This window comes from Flavobacterium sp. GSP27 (assembly GCF_003970395.1).
Taxonomy (GTDB): Bacteria; Bacteroidota; Bacteroidia; order Flavobacteriales; family Flavobacteriaceae; genus Flavobacterium.
The window spans coordinates 96,401-118,492 of record NZ_RYDP01000010.1; the positions used below are offsets into that span (position 1 = coordinate 96,401).

General features: G+C 37.1%; 20 protein-coding genes. 16 read left to right on the forward strand and 4 right to left on the reverse strand.

The genetic code is table 11. The features are described 5' to 3' along the window. Positions 1 to 401 precede the first annotated feature (401 nt). Entirely contained in the window at positions 402 to 3,083 is a 2,682-nt protein-coding gene (metH, locus tag EKM05_RS10225; protein ID WP_126457426.1) for a methionine synthase, read from the forward strand. 110 nt (positions 3,084 to 3,193) lie between these two features. Continuing rightward, positions 3,194 to 4,150, forward strand: coding sequence for a methylenetetrahydrofolate reductase [NAD(P)H] (gene metF, locus EKM05_RS10230; protein ID WP_126554996.1), 957 nt, complete (start codon positions 3,194 to 3,196; stop codon positions 4,148 to 4,150). A 261-nt stretch (positions 4,151 to 4,411) separates the two neighbouring features. Here the strand turns inward: metF and gldA are convergent, their stop codons facing one another. Further along, on the reverse strand, positions 4,412 to 5,311 hold the full coding sequence (gldA, locus tag EKM05_RS10235) for a gliding motility-associated ABC transporter ATP-binding subunit GldA (RefSeq protein WP_126554998.1): 900 nt from the start codon (positions 5,309 to 5,311) through the stop codon (positions 4,412 to 4,414). Positions 5,312 to 5,456: 145 nt separating this feature from the next. Here gldA and EKM05_RS10240 point away from each other — a divergent pair, with 145 nt between their 5' ends. The 12 genes from EKM05_RS10240 (at position 5,457) to queA (ending at position 17,174) form a co-directional block, all read left to right on the forward strand. After that, positions 5,457 to 6,710: a dicarboxylate/amino acid:cation symporter gene (locus EKM05_RS10240; protein ID WP_126555000.1), complete on the forward strand. Its 1,254-nt coding sequence runs from the start codon at positions 5,457 to 5,459 to the stop codon at positions 6,708 to 6,710. A gap of 373 nt (positions 6,711 to 7,083) precedes the next feature. Continuing rightward, positions 7,084 to 7,911 (forward strand): prephenate dehydratase, encoded by an 828-nt coding sequence (locus EKM05_RS10245; protein WP_126555003.1) that lies wholly within the window; start codon positions 7,084 to 7,086, stop codon positions 7,909 to 7,911. A 70-nt stretch (positions 7,912 to 7,981) separates the two neighbouring features. Next, positions 7,982 to 9,127, forward strand: coding sequence for a pyridoxal phosphate-dependent aminotransferase (locus tag EKM05_RS10250; RefSeq protein ID WP_126457421.1), 1,146 nt, complete (start codon positions 7,982 to 7,984; stop codon positions 9,125 to 9,127). Between the two features lie 3 nt (positions 9,128 to 9,130). Then, entirely contained in the window at positions 9,131 to 9,988 is an 858-nt protein-coding gene (locus EKM05_RS10255; protein WP_126555005.1) for a prephenate dehydrogenase, read from the forward strand. An 85-nt stretch (positions 9,989 to 10,073) separates the two neighbouring features. Beyond that, positions 10,074 to 11,156, forward strand: coding sequence for a bifunctional 3-deoxy-7-phosphoheptulonate synthase/chorismate mutase type II (locus EKM05_RS10260; protein WP_126457419.1), 1,083 nt, complete (start codon positions 10,074 to 10,076; stop codon positions 11,154 to 11,156). Between the two features lie 201 nt (positions 11,157 to 11,357). Next, complete coding sequence (rsgA, locus tag EKM05_RS10265) at positions 11,358 to 12,335, forward strand: ribosome small subunit-dependent GTPase A (RefSeq protein ID WP_126457418.1); 978 nt, start codon at positions 11,358 to 11,360, stop codon at positions 12,333 to 12,335. Between the two features lie 45 nt (positions 12,336 to 12,380). Beyond that, entirely contained in the window at positions 12,381 to 12,833 is a 453-nt protein-coding gene (gene dtd / locus EKM05_RS10270) for a D-aminoacyl-tRNA deacylase (RefSeq protein WP_126555007.1), read from the forward strand. A 275-nt stretch (positions 12,834 to 13,108) separates the two neighbouring features. Further along, the gene (locus tag EKM05_RS10280) at positions 13,109 to 13,279 is read left to right on the forward strand and encodes a type ISP restriction/modification enzyme (protein ID WP_231507415.1); all 171 of its coding nucleotides are present in this window, start codon (positions 13,109 to 13,111) and stop codon (positions 13,277 to 13,279) included. Positions 13,280 to 13,281: 2 nt separating this feature from the next. Next, a complete protein-coding gene (locus EKM05_RS10285; RefSeq protein ID WP_126555009.1) occupies positions 13,282 to 14,271 on the forward strand; it encodes a virulence RhuM family protein in 990 nt (329 codons plus the stop codon). Continuing rightward, positions 14,268 to 14,594, forward strand: a complete 327-nt coding sequence (locus tag EKM05_RS10290) for a nucleotide pyrophosphohydrolase (RefSeq protein WP_126453086.1) — start codon at positions 14,268 to 14,270, stop codon at positions 14,592 to 14,594. Before EKM05_RS10285 ends, EKM05_RS10290 begins: the two co-directional genes overlap by 4 nt. 113 nt (positions 14,595 to 14,707) lie before the next feature. Continuing rightward, positions 14,708 to 15,925 carry a 3-phosphoshikimate 1-carboxyvinyltransferase gene (gene aroA / locus EKM05_RS10295; protein ID WP_126555011.1) on the forward strand — a complete coding sequence of 406 codons (1,218 nt, stop codon included), beginning with the start codon at positions 14,708 to 14,710 and terminating at the stop codon, positions 15,923 to 15,925. A 199-nt stretch (positions 15,926 to 16,124) separates the two neighbouring features. Beyond that, entirely contained in the window at positions 16,125 to 17,174 is a 1,050-nt protein-coding gene (gene queA, locus EKM05_RS10300) for a tRNA preQ1(34) S-adenosylmethionine ribosyltransferase-isomerase QueA (protein ID WP_126453091.1), read from the forward strand. 523 nt (positions 17,175 to 17,697) lie between these two features. Here the strand turns inward: queA and EKM05_RS10305 are convergent. Beyond that, a complete protein-coding gene (locus tag EKM05_RS10305; protein WP_126457414.1) occupies positions 17,698 to 17,910 on the reverse strand; it encodes a hypothetical protein in 213 nt (70 codons plus the stop codon). Positions 17,911 to 17,977: 67 nt separating this feature from the next. Here EKM05_RS10305 and kynU point away from each other — a divergent pair, with 67 nt between their 5' ends. Continuing rightward, entirely contained in the window at positions 17,978 to 19,264 is a 1,287-nt protein-coding gene (gene kynU, locus EKM05_RS10310) for a kynureninase (protein WP_126555013.1), read from the forward strand. 101 nt (positions 19,265 to 19,365) lie between these two features. Then, positions 19,366 to 19,773, forward strand: coding sequence for a glycine zipper family protein (locus EKM05_RS10315; protein WP_126457412.1), 408 nt, complete (start codon positions 19,366 to 19,368; stop codon positions 19,771 to 19,773). A gap of 78 nt (positions 19,774 to 19,851) precedes the next feature. On the opposite strand, the gene EKM05_RS10320 is transcribed toward EKM05_RS10315, so the two are convergent. Next, positions 19,852 to 21,384 (reverse strand): cryptochrome/photolyase family protein, encoded by a 1,533-nt coding sequence (locus EKM05_RS10320; protein ID WP_126555015.1) that lies wholly within the window; start codon positions 21,382 to 21,384, stop codon positions 19,852 to 19,854. A 2-nt stretch (positions 21,385 to 21,386) separates the two neighbouring features. Then, the gene (locus tag EKM05_RS10325) at positions 21,387 to 22,028 is read right to left on the reverse strand and encodes a flavin reductase family protein (RefSeq protein ID WP_126516167.1); all 642 of its coding nucleotides are present in this window, start codon (positions 22,026 to 22,028) and stop codon (positions 21,387 to 21,389) included. Positions 22,029 to 22,092 lie beyond the last annotated feature (64 nt).

A 22,092-nucleotide genomic window follows, 5' to 3' on the forward strand; every position in this document is an offset into this window, starting at 1 on the left:
ACTAGATAGCGCGGATTTGTAATCCGTGCCCACAAAGAGAATAAAAACTGGGTGGCTAGCGAAGTACGAGTTCCGTAGGAACGATATATTTTGTAGCAACGGAATTTATTCCGTTGAATGAAATAAAAATTAGGATTACGAGCATATTCTGTTGATAATAGATGATTTAGTACCAATATCTGCGTGAGGGATAGCAGTGAAAAGCCCACAGACAAATGAAGTCCCGATAGCTATCGGGACGGAATTAGTCGAAAACTTGTAACGAATAGCCCGACCCTTGTGGTCACGCCCAAAATAATAAGAAACAAAACGAACTACACGTTAAAAAAAAGTAGAAATAAACAACAAAAGCATAAACTTGTACCGTTTCTAAAACCGTGCAGGACAAATAAAGATAAAAAATGGCACAAGCAGAAACTAGAAGAAACTTGGTATTATCAGGATTAGAGCCTTTAATCATTACGCCTAACAGCGTTTTTGTAAATATTGGTGAACGAACGAATGTTACCGGTTCTAGAAAGTTCCTTCGATTAATCAAGGAAGAAAAATACGAGGAAGCACTCAGTATTGCCAAAGAGCAAGTGGAAGGTGGCGCGCAAATCATCGATATAAATATGGATGAAGGAATGCTTGATGGCGAATATGCCATGACGAAATTCCTGAATTTGATTGCTGCTGAACCGGATATTTCCAGAGTTCCAATCATGATTGATAGCTCGAAATGGGATATCATTGAGGCTGGACTAAAAGTGGTGCAAGGTAAGAGTGTGGTAAATTCGATTTCCTTGAAAGAAGGCGAAGAACAATTTATTCATCACGCTAAATTGATTAAGCGTTACGGTGCTGCGGCAATTATTATGGCTTTTGATGAAACTGGACAAGCAGATAATTACGAGCGCCGGGTAGAAATATGCCAACGTTCGTATGATATTTTGGTGAATAAAGTTGGTTTTCCTCCGCAGGATATTATTTTCGATTTGAATATATTTCCAGTAGCGACAGGAATGGAAGAACACCGCTTGAATGCTTTGGATTTCTTTAGAGGAACTAAATGGGTTAGAGAAAATTTACCTCACGCACACATTAGTGGAGGTGTAAGTAATGTTTCGTTCTCTTTTAGAGGAAATGATACGGTTCGGGAGGCGATGCACTCCGTGTTTTTGTACCACGCCATCCAACATGGAATGACGATGGGAATCGTGAATCCTGAAATGTTGTCTATTTATGACGAAATTCCAAAAGATCTTTTAGAACGCGTTGAAGACGTAATTCTGAACAGGCGAGAGGATGCCACAGAGCGATTACTGGATTTTGCCGAAAATGTAAAAGGAGATGTAAAGAGCAATGAAAAAGCGATTCAGGAATGGCGCTCTGGAACGATTCAGGAACGATTGACACATTCCTTAGTGAAGGGAGTGGATGAATTTATTCTTTTGGATATTGAAGAAGCTCGACTGGCAGCAAAAAAACCAATTGAAGTTATTGAAATTAACTTAATGACAGGAATGAATGTGGTTGGGGATTTATTTGGTTCGGGTAAAATGTTTTTGCCGCAAGTGGTAAAATCGGCTCGGGTAATGAAAAAAGCAGTGGCTTATTTGTTGCCGTTTATTGAAGCCAGCAAACAAGCCGGAGACAAACAAGGGAATGGAAAAATCCTGATGGCAACCGTAAAAGGCGATGTACACGATATTGGTAAAAACATTGTAAGCGTGGTGCTGGCGTGTAATAATTATGAGATTGTAGATTTAGGCGTAATGGTGCCTCCCGAAAAAATTATCGCAGCGGCCATTGAGCATAACGTAGATATTATTGGATTGAGCGGATTGATCACGCCGTCACTGGACGAAATGGTTTTTCTTGCTAAAGAATTAGACAAAAGAGGACTTAAAATTCCAATAATGATTGGTGGGGCAACAACTTCGCGAGCACATACAGCCGTGAAAATTGCACCACAATACAGAGAAACGGTTATTCATGTGAATGATGCTTCGAGAGCCGTAACGGTGGCGGGAAGTTTATTGAACAAGGATAAAAAAATATATGCAAGCGACATTAGAGCGGAGTATGATGCCTTTAGAGAGACGTTTTTGAATCGTTCACGCGACAAGAATTTCTTAACTATTGAGCAAGCGCGCAAGAATAAATTGCAGTTGGATTGGGAGAATTTTACTCCTGTAAAGCCAAAAATCATAGGCGAACAAGTGATCGAAGTGGATTTGGATGTTTTGGTTCCGTATATTGACTGGACACCGTTTTTTAGAACATGGGAATTGTTCGGGAAATATCCGGCAATTTTAACGGATGCGGTAGTGGGCGAACAAGCCACTTCGGTTTTTGCAGATGCGCAGGAAATGTTAGAAGTTATTTTGAGAGAAAAGAAACTGACTGCTAAAGGAATTTATGGAATTTTCCCTGCCAATCAAGTGAACGATGATGACATTGAGATAAGTGATGAAAACGGAAAACCATTGCAGACATTCTTGACGTTACGTCAGCAATCACAAAAAACAAAAGGTGCTCCAAACATTGCTTTGTCTGATTTTATTGCTCCAAAAGATAGCGGTAAAACGGATTATATGGGCGCATTTTGTGTCACGACTGGTTTTGGTGTTGATGAGTGGGCGGCTGAATTCGAAAGAGATTTAGACGATTACAATTCGATTATGGTCAAAGCATTAGCAGATCGTTTTGCGGAAGCTTTTGCGGAATATTTACACGAAAAAATCCGTAAAGAAATTTGGGGCTATTCATCAGATGAAGCTTTAAGTACAGAGGCTATGATCGCAGAAGATTACAAAGGAATTCGTCCGGCTCCAGGATATCCGGCGTGTCCCGACCATTTAGAAAAACCTACGATTTGGAAATTACTAAATGTAGAACAAGAAATTGGAGTGACGCTAACCGAAAGTATGGCGATGTGGCCCGCTTCATCGGTTTCTGGGTATTACTTTGGAAATCCGGAAAGCAAGTATTTCGGACTTGGAAAAATAAAAGAAGACCAAGTCATTGATTATGCCAAACGCAGAAGCATTCCAACCGATGTAGCAATGAAATGGTTGAACCCGAATGTAGCAGATTAAAATCCCCACCCAGCCTCCCCGAAGGGGAGGAGTCGAAAAGGAAGAAAAAAATATTGTTCAATTAAAATTACCCGAGTTCTCCCCTCCTTTGGAGGGGTCGGGGGAGGATCATGAAAGTAACACAACATATAGAAGCAGCCAAAGGAGAAACGTTATTCTCCTTTGAAATTATTCCGCCTCAAAAAGGCAAAAGTATTCAGGAATTATACAATAATATTGATCCGTTGATGGAGTTCAAACCGCCATTCATAGACGTAACCACCTCTCGCGAAGAATTTATCTATATGGATAAAGGAAATGGTTTATTGGAAAAAAAACTAACCAGAATGCGTCCAGGAACACTTGGGATTTGCGCTTCGATCAAGCATAAATACAATGTAGATACCGTTCCTCATGTGCTTTGTGGTGGTTTTACCAAAGAAGAAACGGAATATCTATTAGTTGATTGTCATTATCTGGGAATTGATAATGTGATGGCTTTGCGTGGCGATGCCATGAAAGACGAGCAGTCTTTTGTTCCTAAATTAGGAGGAAATGATTTTGCAGTTGATTTGGTCAAACAAATTAACCAATTAAATTGCGGGAAGTACTTGCATGACCTCATGGATGTTGATGATAAAGCCAATTTTTGTATTGGAGTTGCGGGATATCCGGAGAAACATTTAGAATCACCGTCTTTAATTTCAGATTTGAAAAGACTCAAAGAAAAAGTAGATGCCGGTGCGGATTATGTGGTGACGCAAATGTTTTTTGATAATGCTAAATACTTCGAATTTGTTGCCAAAGCCAGAGAAATTGGGATCACCGTTCCTATTATTCCGGGAATTAAGCCTATTGCCGTGCAAAGACACTTACAAGTTTTGCCACAAATTTTCCGAATCGATCTGCCGGAAGATTTAATTCATGCGGTTGATCAGTGCAAAAACAACGCAGATATCAGACAAGTAGGAATCGAATGGGCTATCCAACAATCATTGGAGTTGAAAGCAGCCGGTGTTCCCGTGTTGCACTATTATTCTATGGGAAAATCAGAAAATATTCGACAAATAGCGAGTAAGGTTTTTTAGGAGCTATTTCCAGCTATTCGTTACAATCTTTTCTTGTCTAAAAAAACGAGACAAGAAAAGGATTTTTACTGCTATCTGGGCTAGGGATTTAACGGTTATAAATGTCGTTATTCATTCCAAATTCTCATAATTTTGTCATTCCGACGAAGGAGGAATTTCACCGCATGGGATTCCTCCTTCGTCGGAATGACAAATCAAACGGTATAAGTATTATGAATGGCTAGTATTTTTCATCTGCAAACTGCGACTGAACACTGATTACTATTTTTTCGTAATCTCTCTAAAAACAGCCTCTAAATTTTTATTTTTCTGATTCAGTTGCAATGTTTTCAAACCATTGGCATTGGCAAAATCAAAAACTGCCGGACGCATGTCTTTATCCGCTTTGAAAGTCAACTCCCAAATCATGTCGTGCGTATTTTTATAAGAAACAAGATTTTCGATTTTAGCAATGGCTTGTTCTTCGATTTTATAGTCAAATTCTACTTCAATCACTTGTTCCTTATCTTCAGAAATTAAGTTGTCCAGTTTTTTATCGGCAACAATTTTTCCATTATTGATGATAATAACACGGTCACAAATCGCTTCTACTTCCTGCATAATGTGCGTCGAAAGGAAAACAGTTTTGTCTTTTCCCACATTTTTAATCACATTACGAATTTCGATTAATTGGTTTGGATCTAAACCAGTGGTTGGTTCATCCAAAATCAAAACATCGGGATTGTGCAATAACGTGTTGGCAAGGCCCACACGTTGCCGATATCCTTTAGACAATTGGCCTATTTTTTTATGACTTTCGGTAGTTAAACCAGTAAGTTGAATTACTTCGTCGATACGGGATTTAGCTACTTTATACACATCAGCGTTAAAGGCTAAATATTCGCGTACATACAAATCCAAATACAGCGGATTGTGTTCCGGTAAATAACCAATTGAAAGTTGTACTGCCTTTTGGTTGGTGTTTACATCATTTCCGTTTACTATTGCGGATCCTTCATCAGCATTGATGTAAGTGGTCAATATTTTCATCAAAGTTGATTTTCCGGCTCCATTTGGACCTAAGAAACCAACTATTTCTCCTTTTTTGACAGAAAATGTAATGTTGTCTAAGGCTTTTTGAGTACCGTAACTTTTGGATATGTTATTTACTTCTATTGACATGGAATTTTATTTGTTGCAAAAGTAAACAGAAAAAGTATTGATTTATTGTTTTTGTAACTCAATAAATAAAAGACCTTAGTCAAAGTTTATTGAGCAAGAGGATATTCTCTTTTAGATTTATATATTTACCATAAACTATATGAACATGAATTTGAAAAACACACAATCAGGGAGTTTCTTGAAAAACTACAAAAGTATTTTATTGCTGCTTGGCGGAATTTTGGCAGGAAGTATATTGGGTTTAGTTTTTGGAAAGGAAGTAGAAGTGATTAAACCATTGGGCGATATATTTCTGAATTTATTGTTTACCGCCATTATCCCTTTGGTGTTTTTTACGATTGCATCTTCGATTGCCAATTTAGAAAAATCAGAGAAACTGGGAAGATTATTTGTAATTGTTATGGGAGTGTTTTTAAGCACCGTATTACTTTCTGCCATTTTGATGCTGGTTGGTGTCCTGTTATTTCCCATTCATCAAGACATCATTATTTCAAAAATACCGTTAGAAAGTATACAAAGTACAAATACAGGTTCACAAATTACCCAATTGCTTACAGCGGGGGATTTTTATGAACTGCTTTCTCGAAAAAGCATGTTGGCCTTAATCATTTTTTCCTTTCTAATAGGGTTTGCCGCCCTGCGTTCCGGAGAAAAAGGAAAAGATTTCAGCAGGTTTTTGAATTCAGGCAATGAAGTGATGAAACAATTGTTACACATCATCATGAAAACGGCTCCAATAGGTTTGGGGGCTTATTTCGCGTATCAGGTTGGAATTTTTGGACCGCAATTATTTGGAGCTTATGCAAAACCTTTGGGGCTTTATTATGCGGTTTGTGCTTTCTACTTTATTGTGTTTTTTAGTTTGTACGCTTTTATCGCTGGAGGGAAATTAGGATTTAAAGTATTTTGGAAAAATAATATTACGCCTTCCTTAACCGCATTGGGAACTTGCAGCAGCATTGCCACTATTCCTGCCAATCTGGAAGGTGCCGAAAAAATGAATATTCCGGCTCACATCAGAAATGTAGTTATTCCACTGGGTGCGCCTTTGCATAAAGACGGATCCAGTATGTCATCTATTGTGAAAATTGCGGTAATTTTCGCCATGTTCGGAAAAGATTTAACGGACCCAAATACCTTATTAGTGGCGTTAGGAATTACAGTAATTGTTTCGGTAGTTGAAGGTGGAATTCCTAATGGAGGTTATATAGGAGAAATTTTGGCGATTACCGTTTATGGTTTCCCAATGGAACAAGCTCTTCCAGCTGCAATGATTGTGGGGACTTTAGTAGATCCAATGGCGACATTGCTAAATGCGAATGGTGATTTAGTGTCGGCGATGATGGTTGCCCGAATTTCGGAAGGAAAAAAATGGCTTGCTGAAAAAGTAGTTGTATAAAACCACTTTTTTTAGCCGGTTTCAATGGTATAGTTTTAAAAACAGTAAAATAGCAACGACTTATTGGTGTTTTAAAGACCTTTTTTTAATTATTACATAATTAATAACCAGTTTTTTAGCGAATTCTTTTTTTGTTCAATAAAATCAGCCTTTTTTTTTGGATAGCTGGAAATTATGTATACATTCGCAGAGTAATTAATACAAAAAACAACAGCATGTTGAATAGCCGATTTTATTTTAGCAACTCTTATTATTTCTTCTGGAAGGTCGAAAGGGATTGTTGTATGGTTATTTGATTATAAAATTAAATTGATACTATAAATATACAATCCCGATGTAAATCGGGATTTTTTTTTGCTTAAAAAGGTGTAAAATGAATGAAATAATTGGAATACAAGGCATAACGGGTTCTTTTCACCATCAGGTGGCGCAAGAATATTTTCATCAGGCGGTTGCTTTAGATGAATGTTTGTCCTTTGAAGAGTTAGTGGATAACCTACTCTCCGGTAAATCAGATCAGGCAGTTATGGCTATAGAAAATTCTATTGCGGGCCCAATTATTCCGAATTACGCATTGATTGACAAGAATAATTTACACATTATTGGGGAGCATTATTTAATAATTCATCAAAATTTAATGGCCTTAAAAGGGCAGAAAATAGAAGATATTTTGGAAGTACATTCGCATCCTATGGCCATTTTGCAATGTATGGAATTCCTTAAAAAATATCCAAATATAAAATTAGTCGAAGATAAAGATACTGCCGAAACGGCACGTAGAATTCAGGGAAATCAGTTGAAAGGGATTGCTGCAATTGCCAGTATTACGGCGTCGAGAATGTATGATTTAGAAATTTTGGCTCCGGAGATTCAAACGATTAAAAATAATATGACACGTTTTGTGATTATCAAAAAGGAAAATTCATTTGTTCCGGAAAACGAAATTAACAGAGCGTCCATCAAATTTGAATTGGATCACAAACGGGGAAGTTTAGCGGCAGTTTTGAATGTGATGAGCGATTGCAAATTGAATTTAACAAAAATACAATCGTTACCAAAAATAGAAACGCCTTGGAAATATTCGTTTTTTGTCGATGTCACTTTTGAAAAATACGAAGATTATGCGAAAGCAAAGTCGCTATTGATCATTATGGCAGAATATTTCAAAGTGTTAGGCGAATATAAAAACACAAAATTATAAAGCCCTTAACCCCAACCCCCGAAGTGGGAATTAGATTAAGATCGATTTACAAGAAATTTAAAATAGAAGAATGATTACTATAGCGAAACGTCTCGAAATAATTGAAGAATACTATTTCTCCTCAAAGTTGAGAGAAGTAAGGCAACTGGCTTCTGAAGGGAAACCCATTATCAATATGGGAATTGGAAGTCCGGATTTACAGCCGTCACAGGCGGTAATTGATGCAGTGGTTCTGGCAATGCAAGAGGAGAATGCACATCAATACCAAAGTTATCAGGGGTTGCCAGAGTTGCGGCAAGGTATGGCTGATTTTTACAAAAACAATTACGGAGTTGCGTTGAATCCGGCTAACGAAATTTTGCCTTTGATGGGTTCCAAAGAGGGAATTATGCATATTTCACTGGCTTTTTTGAATGAAGGCGATCAGGTACTGATCCCAAATCCAGGATATCCAACCTATACTTCGGTGACAAATTTAGTGGGAGCAGTTCCGGTTTATTATGACTTAAAAGAAAACAATAACTGGGAGCCGGATTTTGAAGCTTTGGAAAAATTGGATTTGTCGAAAGTGAAAATCATGTGGATTGGGTATCCGCACATGCCAACTGGAGCCAGAGGAAGTCTGGCATTGTTTGAAAAATTAGTGACTTTTGCCAAAAAGCATAACATTTTATTAGTCAACGACAATCCGTATAGTTTTGTTTTGAACGACAATCCGATGAGTTTGTTGCAAGTAGCAGGTGCAAAAGACGTGGTTTTAGAATTGAATTCTTTGAGTAAGACTTTTAACATGGCGGGCTGGAGAGTGGGAATGCTTCTGGGAAATGCAGCTTGCATTGATGCCGTTTTGAAAGTGAAAAGCAACATGGATAGCGGTATGTTTTACGGGATTCAAAAAGGAGCAATTGAAGCTTTAAAAAGTGACAAAACTTGGTTTGATTCGATGAATGCGATTTATAGAAAACGCAGAATTCTTACCGAACAACTGGCTGAGAAATTAGGCTGTAAAGTTTATAAAGAAGGAGTTGGATTATTTGTTTGGGCAAAATTGCCGGACGGAATCACATCGGCGGAGAAATTCATAGATGAAATTTTATATGACAAATCTATTTTTATTACACCGGGAACCATTTTTGGTTCTAATGGAGAAGGTTACATCCGATTTGCATTGTGTGTAAAAGAAGAAAAAGTACAGGAAGCAATTGATAGATTTTAATACATGAATATACACGTAATAGGAATAGGATTGATAGGCGGTTCAATGGTATTGGACATTAAAGCACTGCATCCGGAAGCCAAAATTTATGGAATCGATACTGATGAAAATCATTTGCAGGAAGCAATAACTTTGGGAGTTGTTGATGCTGGTGCGACATTTGATGATTTATCCGATGCAGATTTTGTAATCGTTTCTGTTCCGGTTGACGTTGTATTAAGTGTTTTACCAAAAGTACTGGATGTTATTGGTGAAAATACGATTGTTTTTGAAGTAGGTTCGACAAAAACGCCTATTTGTGAAGCGGTTGCTAATCATCCTAAGAGAAGGAATTTTATTGCAACGCATCCTATTGCAGGAACGGAGTTTTCAGGACCATCGGCAGCGATAAAAGGATTGTTTCAAGGGAAAACGAATATCATTTGTGAGGTCGAAAAAACAACGTTTAAATTACAGGAAAAAGCGTTGGATTTGTTTAAGGCAATGGGAATGCGGATTCGGTATATGGATCCGAAATCACATGACAAACATATTGCTTATGTGTCGCATTTATCCCATATCAGTGCATTTATGCTTGGAAAAACGGTAATTGACAAAGAGAAAGACGAGCAGGATATTTTTGATATGGCGGGTTCTGGTTTTGAAAGTACGGTTCGTTTGGCCAAGAGTTCACCGGCAATGTGGACACCAATTTTTAAACAGAACAGGAAGCAGGTTGTGAAAACATTAGAGGAGTATATTTCTAATTTGTCAAAGTTTAAGGAATTATTAGAGAAGGAAGATTATGATGCGATTTACCATGAAATGCAAAGTGTGAATAAAATAAAAGAAATATTAAACGGAATAAATATAAAAAAGTAACCAGCATTTTTTCAGAAGCTTCAGGAGCAGGTTACAGTTAAAGTAAACAACACAGAATAAAATAAAAAAACTAAAATTAGAAAAGATGGAAAACAAGAAAGAAATGAGAAATTGGTTGAATGAATTCAATTTGACTCATCCATTTGTGATCGCAGGACCTTGTAGTGCTGAAACAGAAGAGCAAGTATTGAAAATTGCACATGAATTGAAAGACTCTGACGTAAGTGTTTTTAGAGCAGGAATTTGGAAACCAAGAACGCGTCCGGGAGGATTTGAAGGAGTAGGAGCAATAGGACTTAAATGGCTGCAAAAAGCAAAGGCAGAAACCGGCTTGCTTATGGGAACCGAAGTAGCGACTGCAGCGCATTGTAAATTGGCTTTAGAGCATGATATTGATGTATTATGGGTTGGAGCCCGTACAACTGCAAATCCGTTTGCGGTGCAAGAAATTGCTGATACATTAAAAGGAACCGATAAAATTGTATTGGTCAAGAATCCGGTAAATCCAGATATGGCTTTGTGGCTGGGTGGTGTGGAACGTTTGCATGCGGCAGGAATTAAGAATTTAGGCGTTATTCACAGAGGTTTTTCTACGTATGAAAAAACGAAATACAGAAACATTCCTGAATGGCAGATAGCTATTGAATTGCAAAATAAATTCCCTGATTTGCCTTTGATCATTGATCCCTCCCATATTACAGGAAACCGTGAGATGATTCTTGAAGTGACTCAAGAAGCATTAGATCTGAATTACGACGGTATGATTATCGAGACGCATACTGATCCGGATAATGCCTGGAGTGATGCAGCGCAACAAGTGACACCAGATGCTTTGAAGCAAATTTTCAAAGATTTGAAAGTGAGAAAAGTAAGTGGTGATACGGATGAGTTTGCTAATAAAATGACAAAATTGAGAGCGAATATTGATGTTCTGGATTCGAATTTATTGGAATTGTTAGGCAAAAGAATGAAAGTGGCTGACGAAATTGGTCAAGTGAAAAAAGACGCTAACGTTGCTGTATTGCAAAACAATCGTTGGAACGAAATTTTAGGAAAAATGATTTTGGAAGGCGAGAAGAAAGGGTTGACAGAAGAGTTTGTACTAAAAATGTTCAAAGCGATTCACCAGGAAAGTATTGGTCACCAAGAAAAAGTACTAAACGCTTAGTCCGTATTTTTTAAATATAAATCCCTGCAGCTTTTGTCAAAAGTTGTGGGGATTTTCTATTTTTAATTGTATGTAAAGTTGCTCAAAGTGAAAAACTTTAAACTTTTAAACTTTAAACCTAAAACAAAGAATTATCTTTGCAAAGTCTTAGATTTTAAATCAGAAATCTAAAATAGTTAATCTTCAATCAAATAATCCTTTATGACAGGACTCGTTTACAAATCTACAGGAAGTTGGTACACCGTAAAATCCGAACAAGGGGATTTTATTGAATGCCGTATGAAAGGGAAATTCCGAATTAAAGGAATCAAAAGCACCAATCCTATTGCTGTAGGCGATATTGTGGATTATGAACTAGAAGAATCATCCGATACTGTTACGGGAACCATTCATAACATTCATGACAGAAAGAATTATATCGTTCGGAAATCAGTGAATTTATCCCATCAGATGCATATTATTGCGTCTAATATTGACAGGGTTTTCTTGCTGGTAACCATCAATAATCCGCCAACGACTTTTAACTTTATTGACCGTTTTCTGGTTACTGCCGAAGCGTATGGAATTGAAACTATACTGGTTTTTAATAAAATAGATACGCTAGACGATGCCACGCTGGATGAACAATTGTACATGCAGCATGTGTATCAGGAAATTGGATATAAATGTTTGCGCGTTTCTTCGACTGAAATGAAAGGAATAGAGGAATTGAAAGAAATGATGATTGGGAAAGTGAGCATGTTCTCTGGACATTCCGGAGTTGGGAAATCGACTTTGGTAAATGCGATGGAGTCTTCTTTACATCTGAAAACAAAGACAATTTCTGAAGCAAGCAAGCAAGGGCAACACACGACGACTTTTGCCGAAATGTATGATTTGTCTTTTGATGCCAGAATCATCGATACTCCCGGGATCAAAGGTTTTGGAATTGTAGACATGGATGCAGCAGAAATCAGTGGTTATTTTCCTGAATTTTTTAAGTTGAAAGAGCAATGTAAATTCAATAATTGCTTGCATAAAGATGAGCCGCATTGCGCTATTAAAGGGGCTTTAGAAAAAGATGAAATCGCTTGGTCCCGTTATAGAAGTTACCTTAAAATTCTGGAAGGAGACGATGAAAATTACCGTACTGATATTCATAACGAGGATCGAATAATCAGTGACAAAACTAGGGAATAGTAGAGACGCGATTTATCGCGTCTATTTTACATAGAATATAAAAGAATGAAAATCGTCCTCCAAAGAGTTTCCCAAGCCTCCGTAACCATCGATACTAAAGTCGTAGCCGATATCCAGAAAGGATTGTTGGTTTTGGTTGGGATTGAAGATTTAGACAATCAAGAAGATATCAATTGGTTAGCTTCAAAAACAGTCAATATTCGTATTTTTGGAGATGAAAATGCAGTGATGAATCTATCTGTCAAGGATACAGATGGCGATGTTATTGTGGTAAGTCAATTTACTTTGCACGCCGCTACTAAAAAAGGCAATCGTCCTTCCTATATCAAAGCTTCAAAACCAGAAATAGCTATTCCATTATACGAGAATTTTGTGCTTCAGTTGGAGAAAGAATTGGGTAAAAAAGTACAAACTGGCGTTTTTGGTGCAGATATGAAAGTACTTTTGCTGAATGATGGTCCTGTAACGATAGTAATTGACAGTAAAAATAGAGAGTAGGTTTCCGTACAGCTCTCCAAACATAAAAAGTAAATACCGGAAATTGTTATAAGAAACACCTCACTGAAGGTGTTTTTTTAGGTTCCAATTCTTTACATTTGTTCAAATACAACTGAGATGACTTTAGAACAATACATTCAAAATATAAATTCCGCCTACAAAAGAGGTAATGCAACAGAACACACCTATCGTGGCGATTTGAAGCAACTTATCGAAAGTATTGTTCCGGATGTTGCCGCAACCAATGAACCCAATATTTCGACAACGTTCCTGAAGTGGCTTGGAATTTCTACATTGGTGGTTATCAACCCGCTCAAAAATGGCTCAAAGACCGTAAGGAACGCAAACTGGAATTTGACGATATTGCCCATTATCAAAAAATCATTGTAGCACTAAGTGAAACGGATAGATTAATGAAAGTAATTGATACAATAGCAATAGAATAGTTATGGAAGAAAACGTAAAAAAATTTATTTTATACACCGCACCAAGCGGAGAAATACGTGTTGATGTTTTACTGCAAAACGAATCGGTATGGCTTTCGCAAAAAGCAATGGCGTTATTGTTTGACTGCAGTGCAGACAATGTTTCATTACACTTAAAAAATATTTTTGAAAGTAAGGAATTAGAAGAAAATGCAGTTACCGAGGTTTTCTCGGCAACTGCATCAGATGGCAAAACCTACAAAGTAAAACATTACAGTCTTGACGCAATAATTTCTGTTGGTTACAGAGTAAACTCTACCAAAGCTACACAATTCAGGATTTGGGCAACCCAGACTTTAAAAGAATATATTATAAAAGGGTTTGTGCTTGACGACAATCGTTTAAAACAGGGTCAAGCAATTTTTGGAAAGGATTATTTTAAAGAATTACTGCAAAGAGTTCGTTCGATTCGCGCAAGTGAAAGAAGGATTTACCAGCAAGTAACGGATATTTTTGCTGAGTGCAGTATTGACTATGACAGCAATGCCGATATCACAAAAAATTTCTATGCCACAGTTCAAAATAAATTTCATTTTGCTATAACCGGTAATACTGCTGCCGAAATAATAGCCAAAACTGCCGACGCCAAAAAGGAAAATATGGGATTAACGACTTGGAAAAACAGTCCAAGTGGAAGGGTTTTGAAATCGGATGTGGTAGTTGCCAAAAATTATTTACAAGAAAAAGAAATTAAACAATTGGAGCGCACCGTAACGGGTTACTTTGATTACATAGAAGGATTGATAGAGCGGGAGAATACTTTTACGATGAGTCAATTGGCAACAAGTGTGAATAAATTTCTAAACTTTAATGATTATAAGGTTTTGGATGGTAAAGGGAAAATTTCTAAAATACAAGCTGATAAAAAAGCAATCGCTGCTTATGAAGTATTTAATAAAACACAAAAAATAATTTCTGATTTTGATAAAGAAATAAAAAAACTAAACCCATGAACCTAAAAAATTCCCAACTAGACGTTGACACTTGGATCAAAGAACACGGAGTTCGCTACTTTAACGAATTGACCAATATGGCGCAGCTTACCGAAGAAGTAGGGGAAGTGGCCCGAATCATCGCCCGTCGTTACGGCGAACAATCCGAAAAAGAAAGCGATAAAGACAAAGACCTTGGCGAGGAATTAGCCGATGTAGTTTTTGTGGTATTGTGTTTAGCCAACCAAACCGGAATTGATTTACAAGCCGCTTTTGATAAAAAAATGGATCTAAAATCCATTCGAGACAAAGACCGTCACAAAAACAATGAAAAACTCAAATAATTTGTGAAGTATAAATTATGAATTATAAATGCGGAGTGGTAAATTGCGACTCAAAAATTATTTGAGTTAAAAATGAAAGTATAATTCATAACTCACAACCCATAATTACAAAAATGAATTTACTGTTACAAACTTCCCAATCCAATTTACAAGCTCAAATTGCAGTTACTGGCTCAAAAAGCGAAACAAACCGCTTGTTATTGTTACAGGCCTTATTCCCAAACATTACTTTGGCCAATACTTCGAACTCTGATGATAGTGAAGTCATGCAAAAAGCATTGCTAGGAAACGAGGAAATAGTTGATATTCATCATGCAGGAACAGCCATGCGTTTCCTGACCGCTTATTTTGCTGTGAACGAAAGCCGCGAAGTAGTTTTGACTGGTTCTCAAAGAATGACGGAGCGCCCTATAAAAGTTTTGGTGGAAGCCTTGGAACAATTAGGTGCGAAAATAACGTACGAGAAAGAACCAGGATATCCGCCCATTCGTATCAAAGGACAAAAAATAACAGCTTCTAAAGTGAACATTCCTGCCAATGTGAGCAGTCAATACATATCGGCCTTATTATTAGTGGCGCCAAAACTGGAAAACGGTATTGAAATCACTTTGGTTGGTGAAATCACTTCAGTTCCTTATATCAAAATGACCCTGGCTTTGTTGAATGATTTGGACATTAAAACCAGTTTTGAAGGGAATGTAATTACTATTTATCCAAAACAAGCAGTAGCATCAAAAGTAATGACTGTTGAATCCGATTGGAGTTCGGCTTCCTACTTTTTTAGTTTGGTTGCTTTGGCTGAAAATGCTACTGTTTCATTGACCAGTTATACAGAAACCAGTTTACAAGGCGATTCGGCTTTGGTAGAAATCTATAAGCTAATGGGAGTTGAAACGCATTTTGAAGGAAATAAAATGACGCTTACCAAACAAGGGAATTTTATTCCTCAAACTCTAAATCTTGAACTAAATAATACGCCGGATATTGCCCAAACGATCGTAGTTACCTGCCTTGGATTAGGAATTGGTTGCCATCTAACAGGCTTACATACCTTGAAAATTAAAGAAACAGACCGACTGGAAGCACTACGAATTGAGCTAACAAAACTCGGAGCGAGCATATCCGTTACCAATGATAGCTTGACGCTTTTGGCTTCAAGTGAAATCAATCACAACATTAAAATTGCAACCTACAACGACCACAGAATGGCAATGGCATTTGCACCATTAGCGTTGAAAGTACCCATAATCATCGAAAATGCCGAAGTCGTTTCAAAATCATATCCGGATTTTTGGGAAGATTTAAAAAGTTTAGGTTTCGAAATTTCGTAAAAAACCCTCAATTCATTGGGCGAAAAGATGTTTCCCTTTTCCCTCTCCTTTGGAGAGGGCTGGTGTGAGGAAAAATAAATTGCAAAACACTTGACAACGCCTATCTCACAATCGTATATTTGCACACTCGAATTAAGATTGTCATCCTGAGCGCAGACGAAGGACATAACTCATAATTCATAACTTATAACTTTTTAAGATGAAACTATCACATTTTCAATTCGATTTGCCAAAAGAACTTCTTGCTGAATATCCAGCTGAAAACAGAGACGAAGCACGTCTAATGGTTATAGATCGTAAGAAAGGGACTATAGAGCATAAAATGTTCAAAGATGTTATTGATTATTTTGACGAAGGCGATGTTTTAATTCTCAATAATACTAAAGTTTTTCCGGCACGTTTGTATGGTAACAAGGAAAAAACAGGCGCAAGAATCGAAGTTTTTTTACTTAGAGAATTAAATGCAGAGCAAAGACTTTGGGACGTTTTAGTAGATCCGGCCCGAAAAATCAGAATTGGTAACAAATTGTATTTTGGAGATGATGATTCATTAGTCGCTGAGGTGATAGATAATACTACGTCTCGTGGAAGAACATTGCGTTTTCTTTACGACGGTTCTTATGAAGAATTCAGAAATAAATTAACGGAACTTGGAGAAACTCCAATCCCAAAATACATTTCTAGAGACGTAACTCCGGAAGATGCGGAACGTTACCAAACTATTTATGCCAAAGAAGAAGGATCTGTTGCAGCGCCAACTGCAGGATTGCATTTCTCTAAACATTTAATGAAAAAACTGGAAATCAAAGGAATCAAATTTGCCGAAGTAACCCTTCACGTAGGTTTGGGAACTTTTAATCCGGTTGAGGTTGAGGATTTATCAAAACACAAAATGGATTCCGAGGAATTAAAAATCACTCAAGAAGCATGTGATATTGTAAATAACGCAAAAGTTCATAAAAAAAGAATCTGTACCGTAGGAACAACATCTATGCGTGCCGTAGAAAGTTCAGTTTCGTCACATAATACACTGAATCCTTTTGACGGATGGACAAATAAATTTGTGTTTCCACCTCATGAATTTACGATTCCCACCTGTATGATTACTAATTTTCACACGCCAAAATCAACTTTATTAATGATGGTTTCCGCTTTTTGTGGCCACGATTTAATGAAAAAAGCATACGCAGAAGCAATCGAAAAAGAATACAAATTCTATTCTTACGGTGATGCAATGATGATCATCTAATCTGAATTCATTTCAGTCTAAATAACAAAATCTCGTCAGCAATGGCGAGATTTTTTGGTTTATTCCGAGCACAGTTTTATAAGAGTGTGCCCCAAGGGTCGCGCTGTACGCTGTATCTTTATTTTCTTAAAGAAAGAAAATAAAGGATGCCGCTTCCATCCCTCACACAAAACGTTTGGAAAATGTGAGGACTTTTTGTGTAAAAAGAAATTTAAAACGGCATCTCAATTTTGTGTCTGAATAAATTTGTTACAGCTATTTTTTTGTCAAGTCGAGCGCAGTCGAGATACCGCGTTGAGTTTTGACTGCGCTCGACTTAATATATATTCTGAAGCCTTAAATTGTAATTTGAAAACACCGATACCTGCTTTTTTTTAGATTTCGTAAGTCAGAGTCTGCATTCTCAGCAATACTCGTGGCTCGTATACTTGCATCTTTAGTTGCCTGAGCAATCATTTATTTTTAGTTCGGCCAGTTTGATGTACTAATATTCCACGTCAGAATTAATCAATTCACGGGATTGTCACGATAATTTTTCAATTTTGTTTACTTCCTTAGATTGGATACTCACACTTTGAGTTAACGTGAATCCAGTAAAAATTTGCTGTCTCGTAGTTCCGTTTTTGTTATAAGTAGTTTCAAAATCTTTATTGAAATTTCCCGCAGAGAATATCATTTCATAGGCAATAACTCTTTTGCCGGATAAATAGTTTTTTTCTTTTCTCTCTGTCCTCATCCAATGCGACGTTGGCCTTTTTCAAAGTGGTGCTTTTTCACTACTTTTACAAAACAAAATACAAATCATGATTTTCGAAAACACCTTTGAATTTGCAAAACACCTCGATTTACAAGATCCTTTACACAAATACCAAGACGAATTTATTTTCCCGAAGGTACAAGGAAAAAAAGTAATTTATTTTACTGGAAATTCTTTAGGATTGCAGCCGAAACGCACCAAAGCGTATGTAGATGAAGTCATGAATGATTGGGCAAATCTAGCTGTTGAAGGACATTTTTACAGTGAAAAACCATGGTGGGATTACCACGAACGATTCGCAGATCCGTTGAGTAAAATTGTTGGTGCTTTACCAAGCGAAGTTACCGTGATGAATACATTAACGGTAAATCTTCATTTACTGATGGTTTCCTTTTACCAACCTACACAAACCAGATATAAAATTATTTGCGAAGAAAAAGCATTTCCTTCGGATCAATATATGTTTCAAAGTCAGGTCGATTTTCACTCCCAAAACCTGGGGATACAACTCGAGGATGCAATTGTTGAGATTAAGCGTCGCGATGGCGAACACAACATTCGCTTAGAAGATGTGTTGGCAAAAATTGAGGAAGTAGGTGATGAGTTGGCTTTGGTCTTAATTGGGGGAGTCAATTATTACACAGGACAGGTATTTGATATGAAAACTATTACCGCTGCAGGTCATAAAGTGGGAGCCTACGTAGGCTGGGATTTAGCGCACGCCGCAGGAAATATTAAGCTGGAATTGCACGATTGGAATGCGGATTTTGCCGCTTGGTGCAGTTATAAATACATGAATTCAGGGCCAGGAAATGCTTCTGGATGTTTTATTCATAAAAAGCACCACAACAATGCAGCGTTACCCAGATTTGCCGGATGGTGGGGACATAATAAAGAACGTCGTTTTAAGATGGAACAAACCTTTGATCCTATTCAAGGCGCTGATGGCTGGCAAATTAGTAATCTTCCAATACTTTCTCTGGCGCCTTATTTAGCATCTGTAGACATGTTTGATGAAATTGGGATGGATGCTTTGATCCAAAAAAGAGATGCGATCACTTCTTATTTAGAATTCATTCTGCATGAAATAGACAAAGAAGTGGATAGTAGTTTCGAAATTATAACACCGTCAAATCCCACAGAAAGAGCGTCACAATTGTCCGTCTTGCTTCATGGGGAAGGCCGCAGTTTGTTTGATTATTTAATGCAAAATGGGGTAATCACGGATTGGCGTGAACCTAATGTTATCCGCTTAGCGCCAGTGCCTCTGTATACTTCTTTTGAGGATATATATCAATTTGGGCAAATTTTGAAAGCAGGAATTCAGTCTTAAAACGGGCATTAAATAACACAAAAAATAGTTTTAATTTTATAAACTTAATTAACAGGGTTAAGCCTTTCTTTGTATTCGTACTAATTATGAAAATTAAAATTATGAAAGCATTATATTTTATACTAATAGCTGCAGGTATTGTTTCTTGTCAAAATCAAGGAAAAATGGACATTCAAAAAGCCAAACAGGCTACTGTAGACTCCATGAAAGTTGAAATCGAAAAACAAAGAGTGATCGACTCCATGCAGGTAGAAATGGTTAAAATCCAGGAAGCTAAAGTAGAAACTCAAAAAGAAGTAGTTGTTGTGGATCAACAAACAGCGGGGACTACTACAAAAAATAAAGGTTGGAGTGGTGCTGCAAAAGGAGCCGTAATTGGTGCCGGCGTTGGTGCTGCCACAGGGGCAATCATCAGTAAGAAAAAAGGACAAGGTGCTATAATAGGTGGTTTAGCCGGTGCGGGAGTAGGGGCAGGTACAGGCGCTATTTTAGATAGTAAAAAACAGTAAATAGATTTTTCAATATAACTTGGAGTGTTTAAGTTCAAAAAGAATTTAAACACTCCTTTTTATTTAGCGCTATCTAGTTTAATAGGAATCCATATTAGTGATAATTTCGTTCGCCTTAACTTTGATTTTATACATTTCTTCAGGATTCATTTTGTTCAATAAATTCATCATCATTGCCATGCGCTGGTTCCCTTTGAAATACTCTTTTTTCTCATCTAGGAAATTCCAATACAGCGTATTGAAGGGACAGGCTTTGTCGCCAAATTTCTCTTTGACATTGTAGTGGCATTTAGAGCAATTATTACTCATTTTGTTGATGTAACTGCCAGAGGAAACATAGGGTTTTGTGGCAATTATTCCGCCATCGGCATATTGTGACATCCCGCGTGTGTTGGGCATTTCAACCCATTCAATCGCATCAATATACACGCCCAGATACCAAGCGTCTACTTCGTCAGGATGAATCTGTGTCAATAGTGTAAAATTCCCAATAATCATAAGTCTCTGGATGTGGTGCGCGTAGGCTTCATCTAAACTTTGATTAATCGCGTGGCTCATGCAATTCATTTTGGTTTTACCTGTCCAGAAAAAATCAGGAAGCTTGTTTTTGTTTTGCAAGACATTCATCTTAGCATAATCAGGCATTTCTTTCCAGTATATTCCTCTTATATATTCGCGCCAGCCTAAAATTTGACGCACAAAACCTTCTACTTGTGAGATAGTTATTTCTATTTCATTGTCATGATAAAAAGCAATCACGGTCTCGAGGACTTCCTTTGGAGAAAGCATTTTGCTATTCATGGCAAAAGACAAACGAGAATGGAAAAGGAATTTTTCATCGGTATGCATTGCATCTTCGTAATCACCGAAATGTTTCAACAGATTTTTACAGAAATAATCTAAAACCTCGAACGATTGCTCGCGCGAAGTAGGCCAACTGAAATTATCTAAATCGATGTTTCCAAAAGTGATGATCCCAGCTTCTTTAATTTGGGCAACAACTTTAGAAACATTGGTGTGAAAATTCTTTTCAGAAGGCACAGGAACTTCTCCTTTGTATTTTTTGCGATTATCGGCATCAAAATTCCATTGATTTCCCACAGGAGTTGACCCATTCATTAACAAATGATGTTTTTTACGCATGCTGCGATAAAAATTTTCCATCAGCAACAGCTTTTTACCCTCAAAAAAATCGGAAAGGTCATGACGCGTAGTGTAAAAATGCTCGGAGTCAAAAGCTTCTGATTCTATTTTTAGATTGGAACAAATTGTTTTTAGTTGTTGGTCCAATCGGTATTCATCAGGGAATTGATATTCAAATTTTTCGATTTTATATTTTTCGATACAGAAAGCAATAATTTTTTCTAGATCCTGAGGATTATCGCCATCAGTAATTTGAAAATATAAGGCTTGATGTCCTCGTGATTGTAGGGCTGTGTAAAAATTTCTCATCGCCATAAAAAAGGCCACCACTTTTTGAATGTGATGTTTTACATACGCTGTTTCCTGACGCATTTCGGCCAGCACATAAATAGTGTTATGATCTTTCTCCACCAACCAGGAGTGTTTTAAATTGAGTTGATCTCCAAGGATTAATCGTAGTTTTTTCATTTTTATTTTTTGTAAAAGGAAACAGTAGAAACTTCTTTTCGGGCATATTCAAAACGGTCGATAAGTTTGGGTAAACAATAGCCATCAAGGCCGTTTAGCGCCACAACATTGCCTTTATCAATTTGTAACCACCCATCTTTATGTATTAATTTCTCCTCAAAAAATAAATTTTCGATAGCTGCAATTACATGAATTGTATTGTTTTCCTGGATGTAATATTCATTTAGATATTTACAATGCAACTGCACAGGGCTTCCTTTTACAAAAGGAGTTTCAATATTGGTCTTGTATTCTTCTTCCAGGCTTGTTTTATCAAATTCAGAAACGCCTAAATCATAATTTGCGGAGGTATGATGCGCATCGGCAATCATGTCAGCAGTGATGTGATTTACCGTAAAATAACCAGTCTCTTTTATATTTTTGTAGGTGTCTCTGGGAACGGTTGTGGGTCGCATAATGAATCCAATTATGGCAGGATTACTACCTAAATGTGTGATACTGCTAAAAATTGCTACGTTAGTGTTTCCGTCCAATGATTTTGTAGCAAGAAGATTCGCTGATTTATAACCCGTGCACGAATTGATTAAATTCAGTCTTTCAATTTTTTCCATTTTGGAAATAGCTTCTTTAGAAATATGTTTCATCTTTTTACTTTTGAACAAATATACTTTTTGTTTAATTAAAATGTAAATAAATCAAACAAAATAA

Bases quoted from the DNA above. Each gene is read 5' to 3' on its own strand.
- EKM05_RS10305 (WP_126457414.1), bottom strand. From the start codon at position 17,910: ATGAGGACAGAGAGAAAAGAAAAAAACTATTTATCCGGCAAAAGAGTT.
- EKM05_RS10285 (WP_126555009.1), top strand. From the start codon at position 13,282: ATGGAAGAAAACGTAAAAAAATTTATTTTATACACCGCACCAAGCGGA.
- kynU (WP_126555013.1), top strand. From the start codon at position 17,978: ATGATTTTCGAAAACACCTTTGAATTTGCAAAACACCTCGATTTACAA.
- metF (WP_126554996.1), top strand. From the start codon at position 3,194: ATGAAAGTAACACAACATATAGAAGCAGCCAAAGGAGAAACGTTATTC.
- EKM05_RS10320 (WP_126555015.1), bottom strand. From the start codon at position 21,384: ATGAAAAAACTACGATTAATCCTTGGAGATCAACTCAATTTAAAACAC.
- EKM05_RS10255 (WP_126555005.1), top strand. From the start codon at position 9,131: ATGAATATACACGTAATAGGAATAGGATTGATAGGCGGTTCAATGGTA.
- dtd (WP_126555007.1), top strand. From the start codon at position 12,381: ATGAAAATCGTCCTCCAAAGAGTTTCCCAAGCCTCCGTAACCATCGAT.
- metH (WP_126457426.1), top strand. From the start codon at position 402: ATGGCACAAGCAGAAACTAGAAGAAACTTGGTATTATCAGGATTAGAG.
- EKM05_RS10240 (WP_126555000.1), top strand. From the start codon at position 5,457: ATGAATTTGAAAAACACACAATCAGGGAGTTTCTTGAAAAACTACAAA.
- EKM05_RS10325 (WP_126516167.1), bottom strand. From the start codon at position 22,028: ATGAAACATATTTCTAAAGAAGCTATTTCCAAAATGGAAAAAATTGAA.
- EKM05_RS10245 (WP_126555003.1), top strand. From the start codon at position 7,084: ATGAATGAAATAATTGGAATACAAGGCATAACGGGTTCTTTTCACCAT.
- queA (WP_126453091.1), top strand. From the start codon at position 16,125: ATGAAACTATCACATTTTCAATTCGATTTGCCAAAAGAACTTCTTGCT.
- gldA (WP_126554998.1), bottom strand. From the start codon at position 5,311: ATGTCAATAGAAGTAAATAACATATCCAAAAGTTACGGTACTCAAAAA.
- EKM05_RS10250 (WP_126457421.1), top strand. From the start codon at position 7,982: ATGATTACTATAGCGAAACGTCTCGAAATAATTGAAGAATACTATTTC.
- rsgA (WP_126457418.1), top strand. From the start codon at position 11,358: ATGACAGGACTCGTTTACAAATCTACAGGAAGTTGGTACACCGTAAAA.
- EKM05_RS10290 (WP_126453086.1), top strand. From the start codon at position 14,268: ATGAACCTAAAAAATTCCCAACTAGACGTTGACACTTGGATCAAAGAA.
- EKM05_RS10260 (WP_126457419.1), top strand. From the start codon at position 10,074: ATGGAAAACAAGAAAGAAATGAGAAATTGGTTGAATGAATTCAATTTG.
- aroA (WP_126555011.1), top strand. From the start codon at position 14,708: ATGAATTTACTGTTACAAACTTCCCAATCCAATTTACAAGCTCAAATT.
- EKM05_RS10315 (WP_126457412.1), top strand. From the start codon at position 19,366: ATGAAAGCATTATATTTTATACTAATAGCTGCAGGTATTGTTTCTTGT.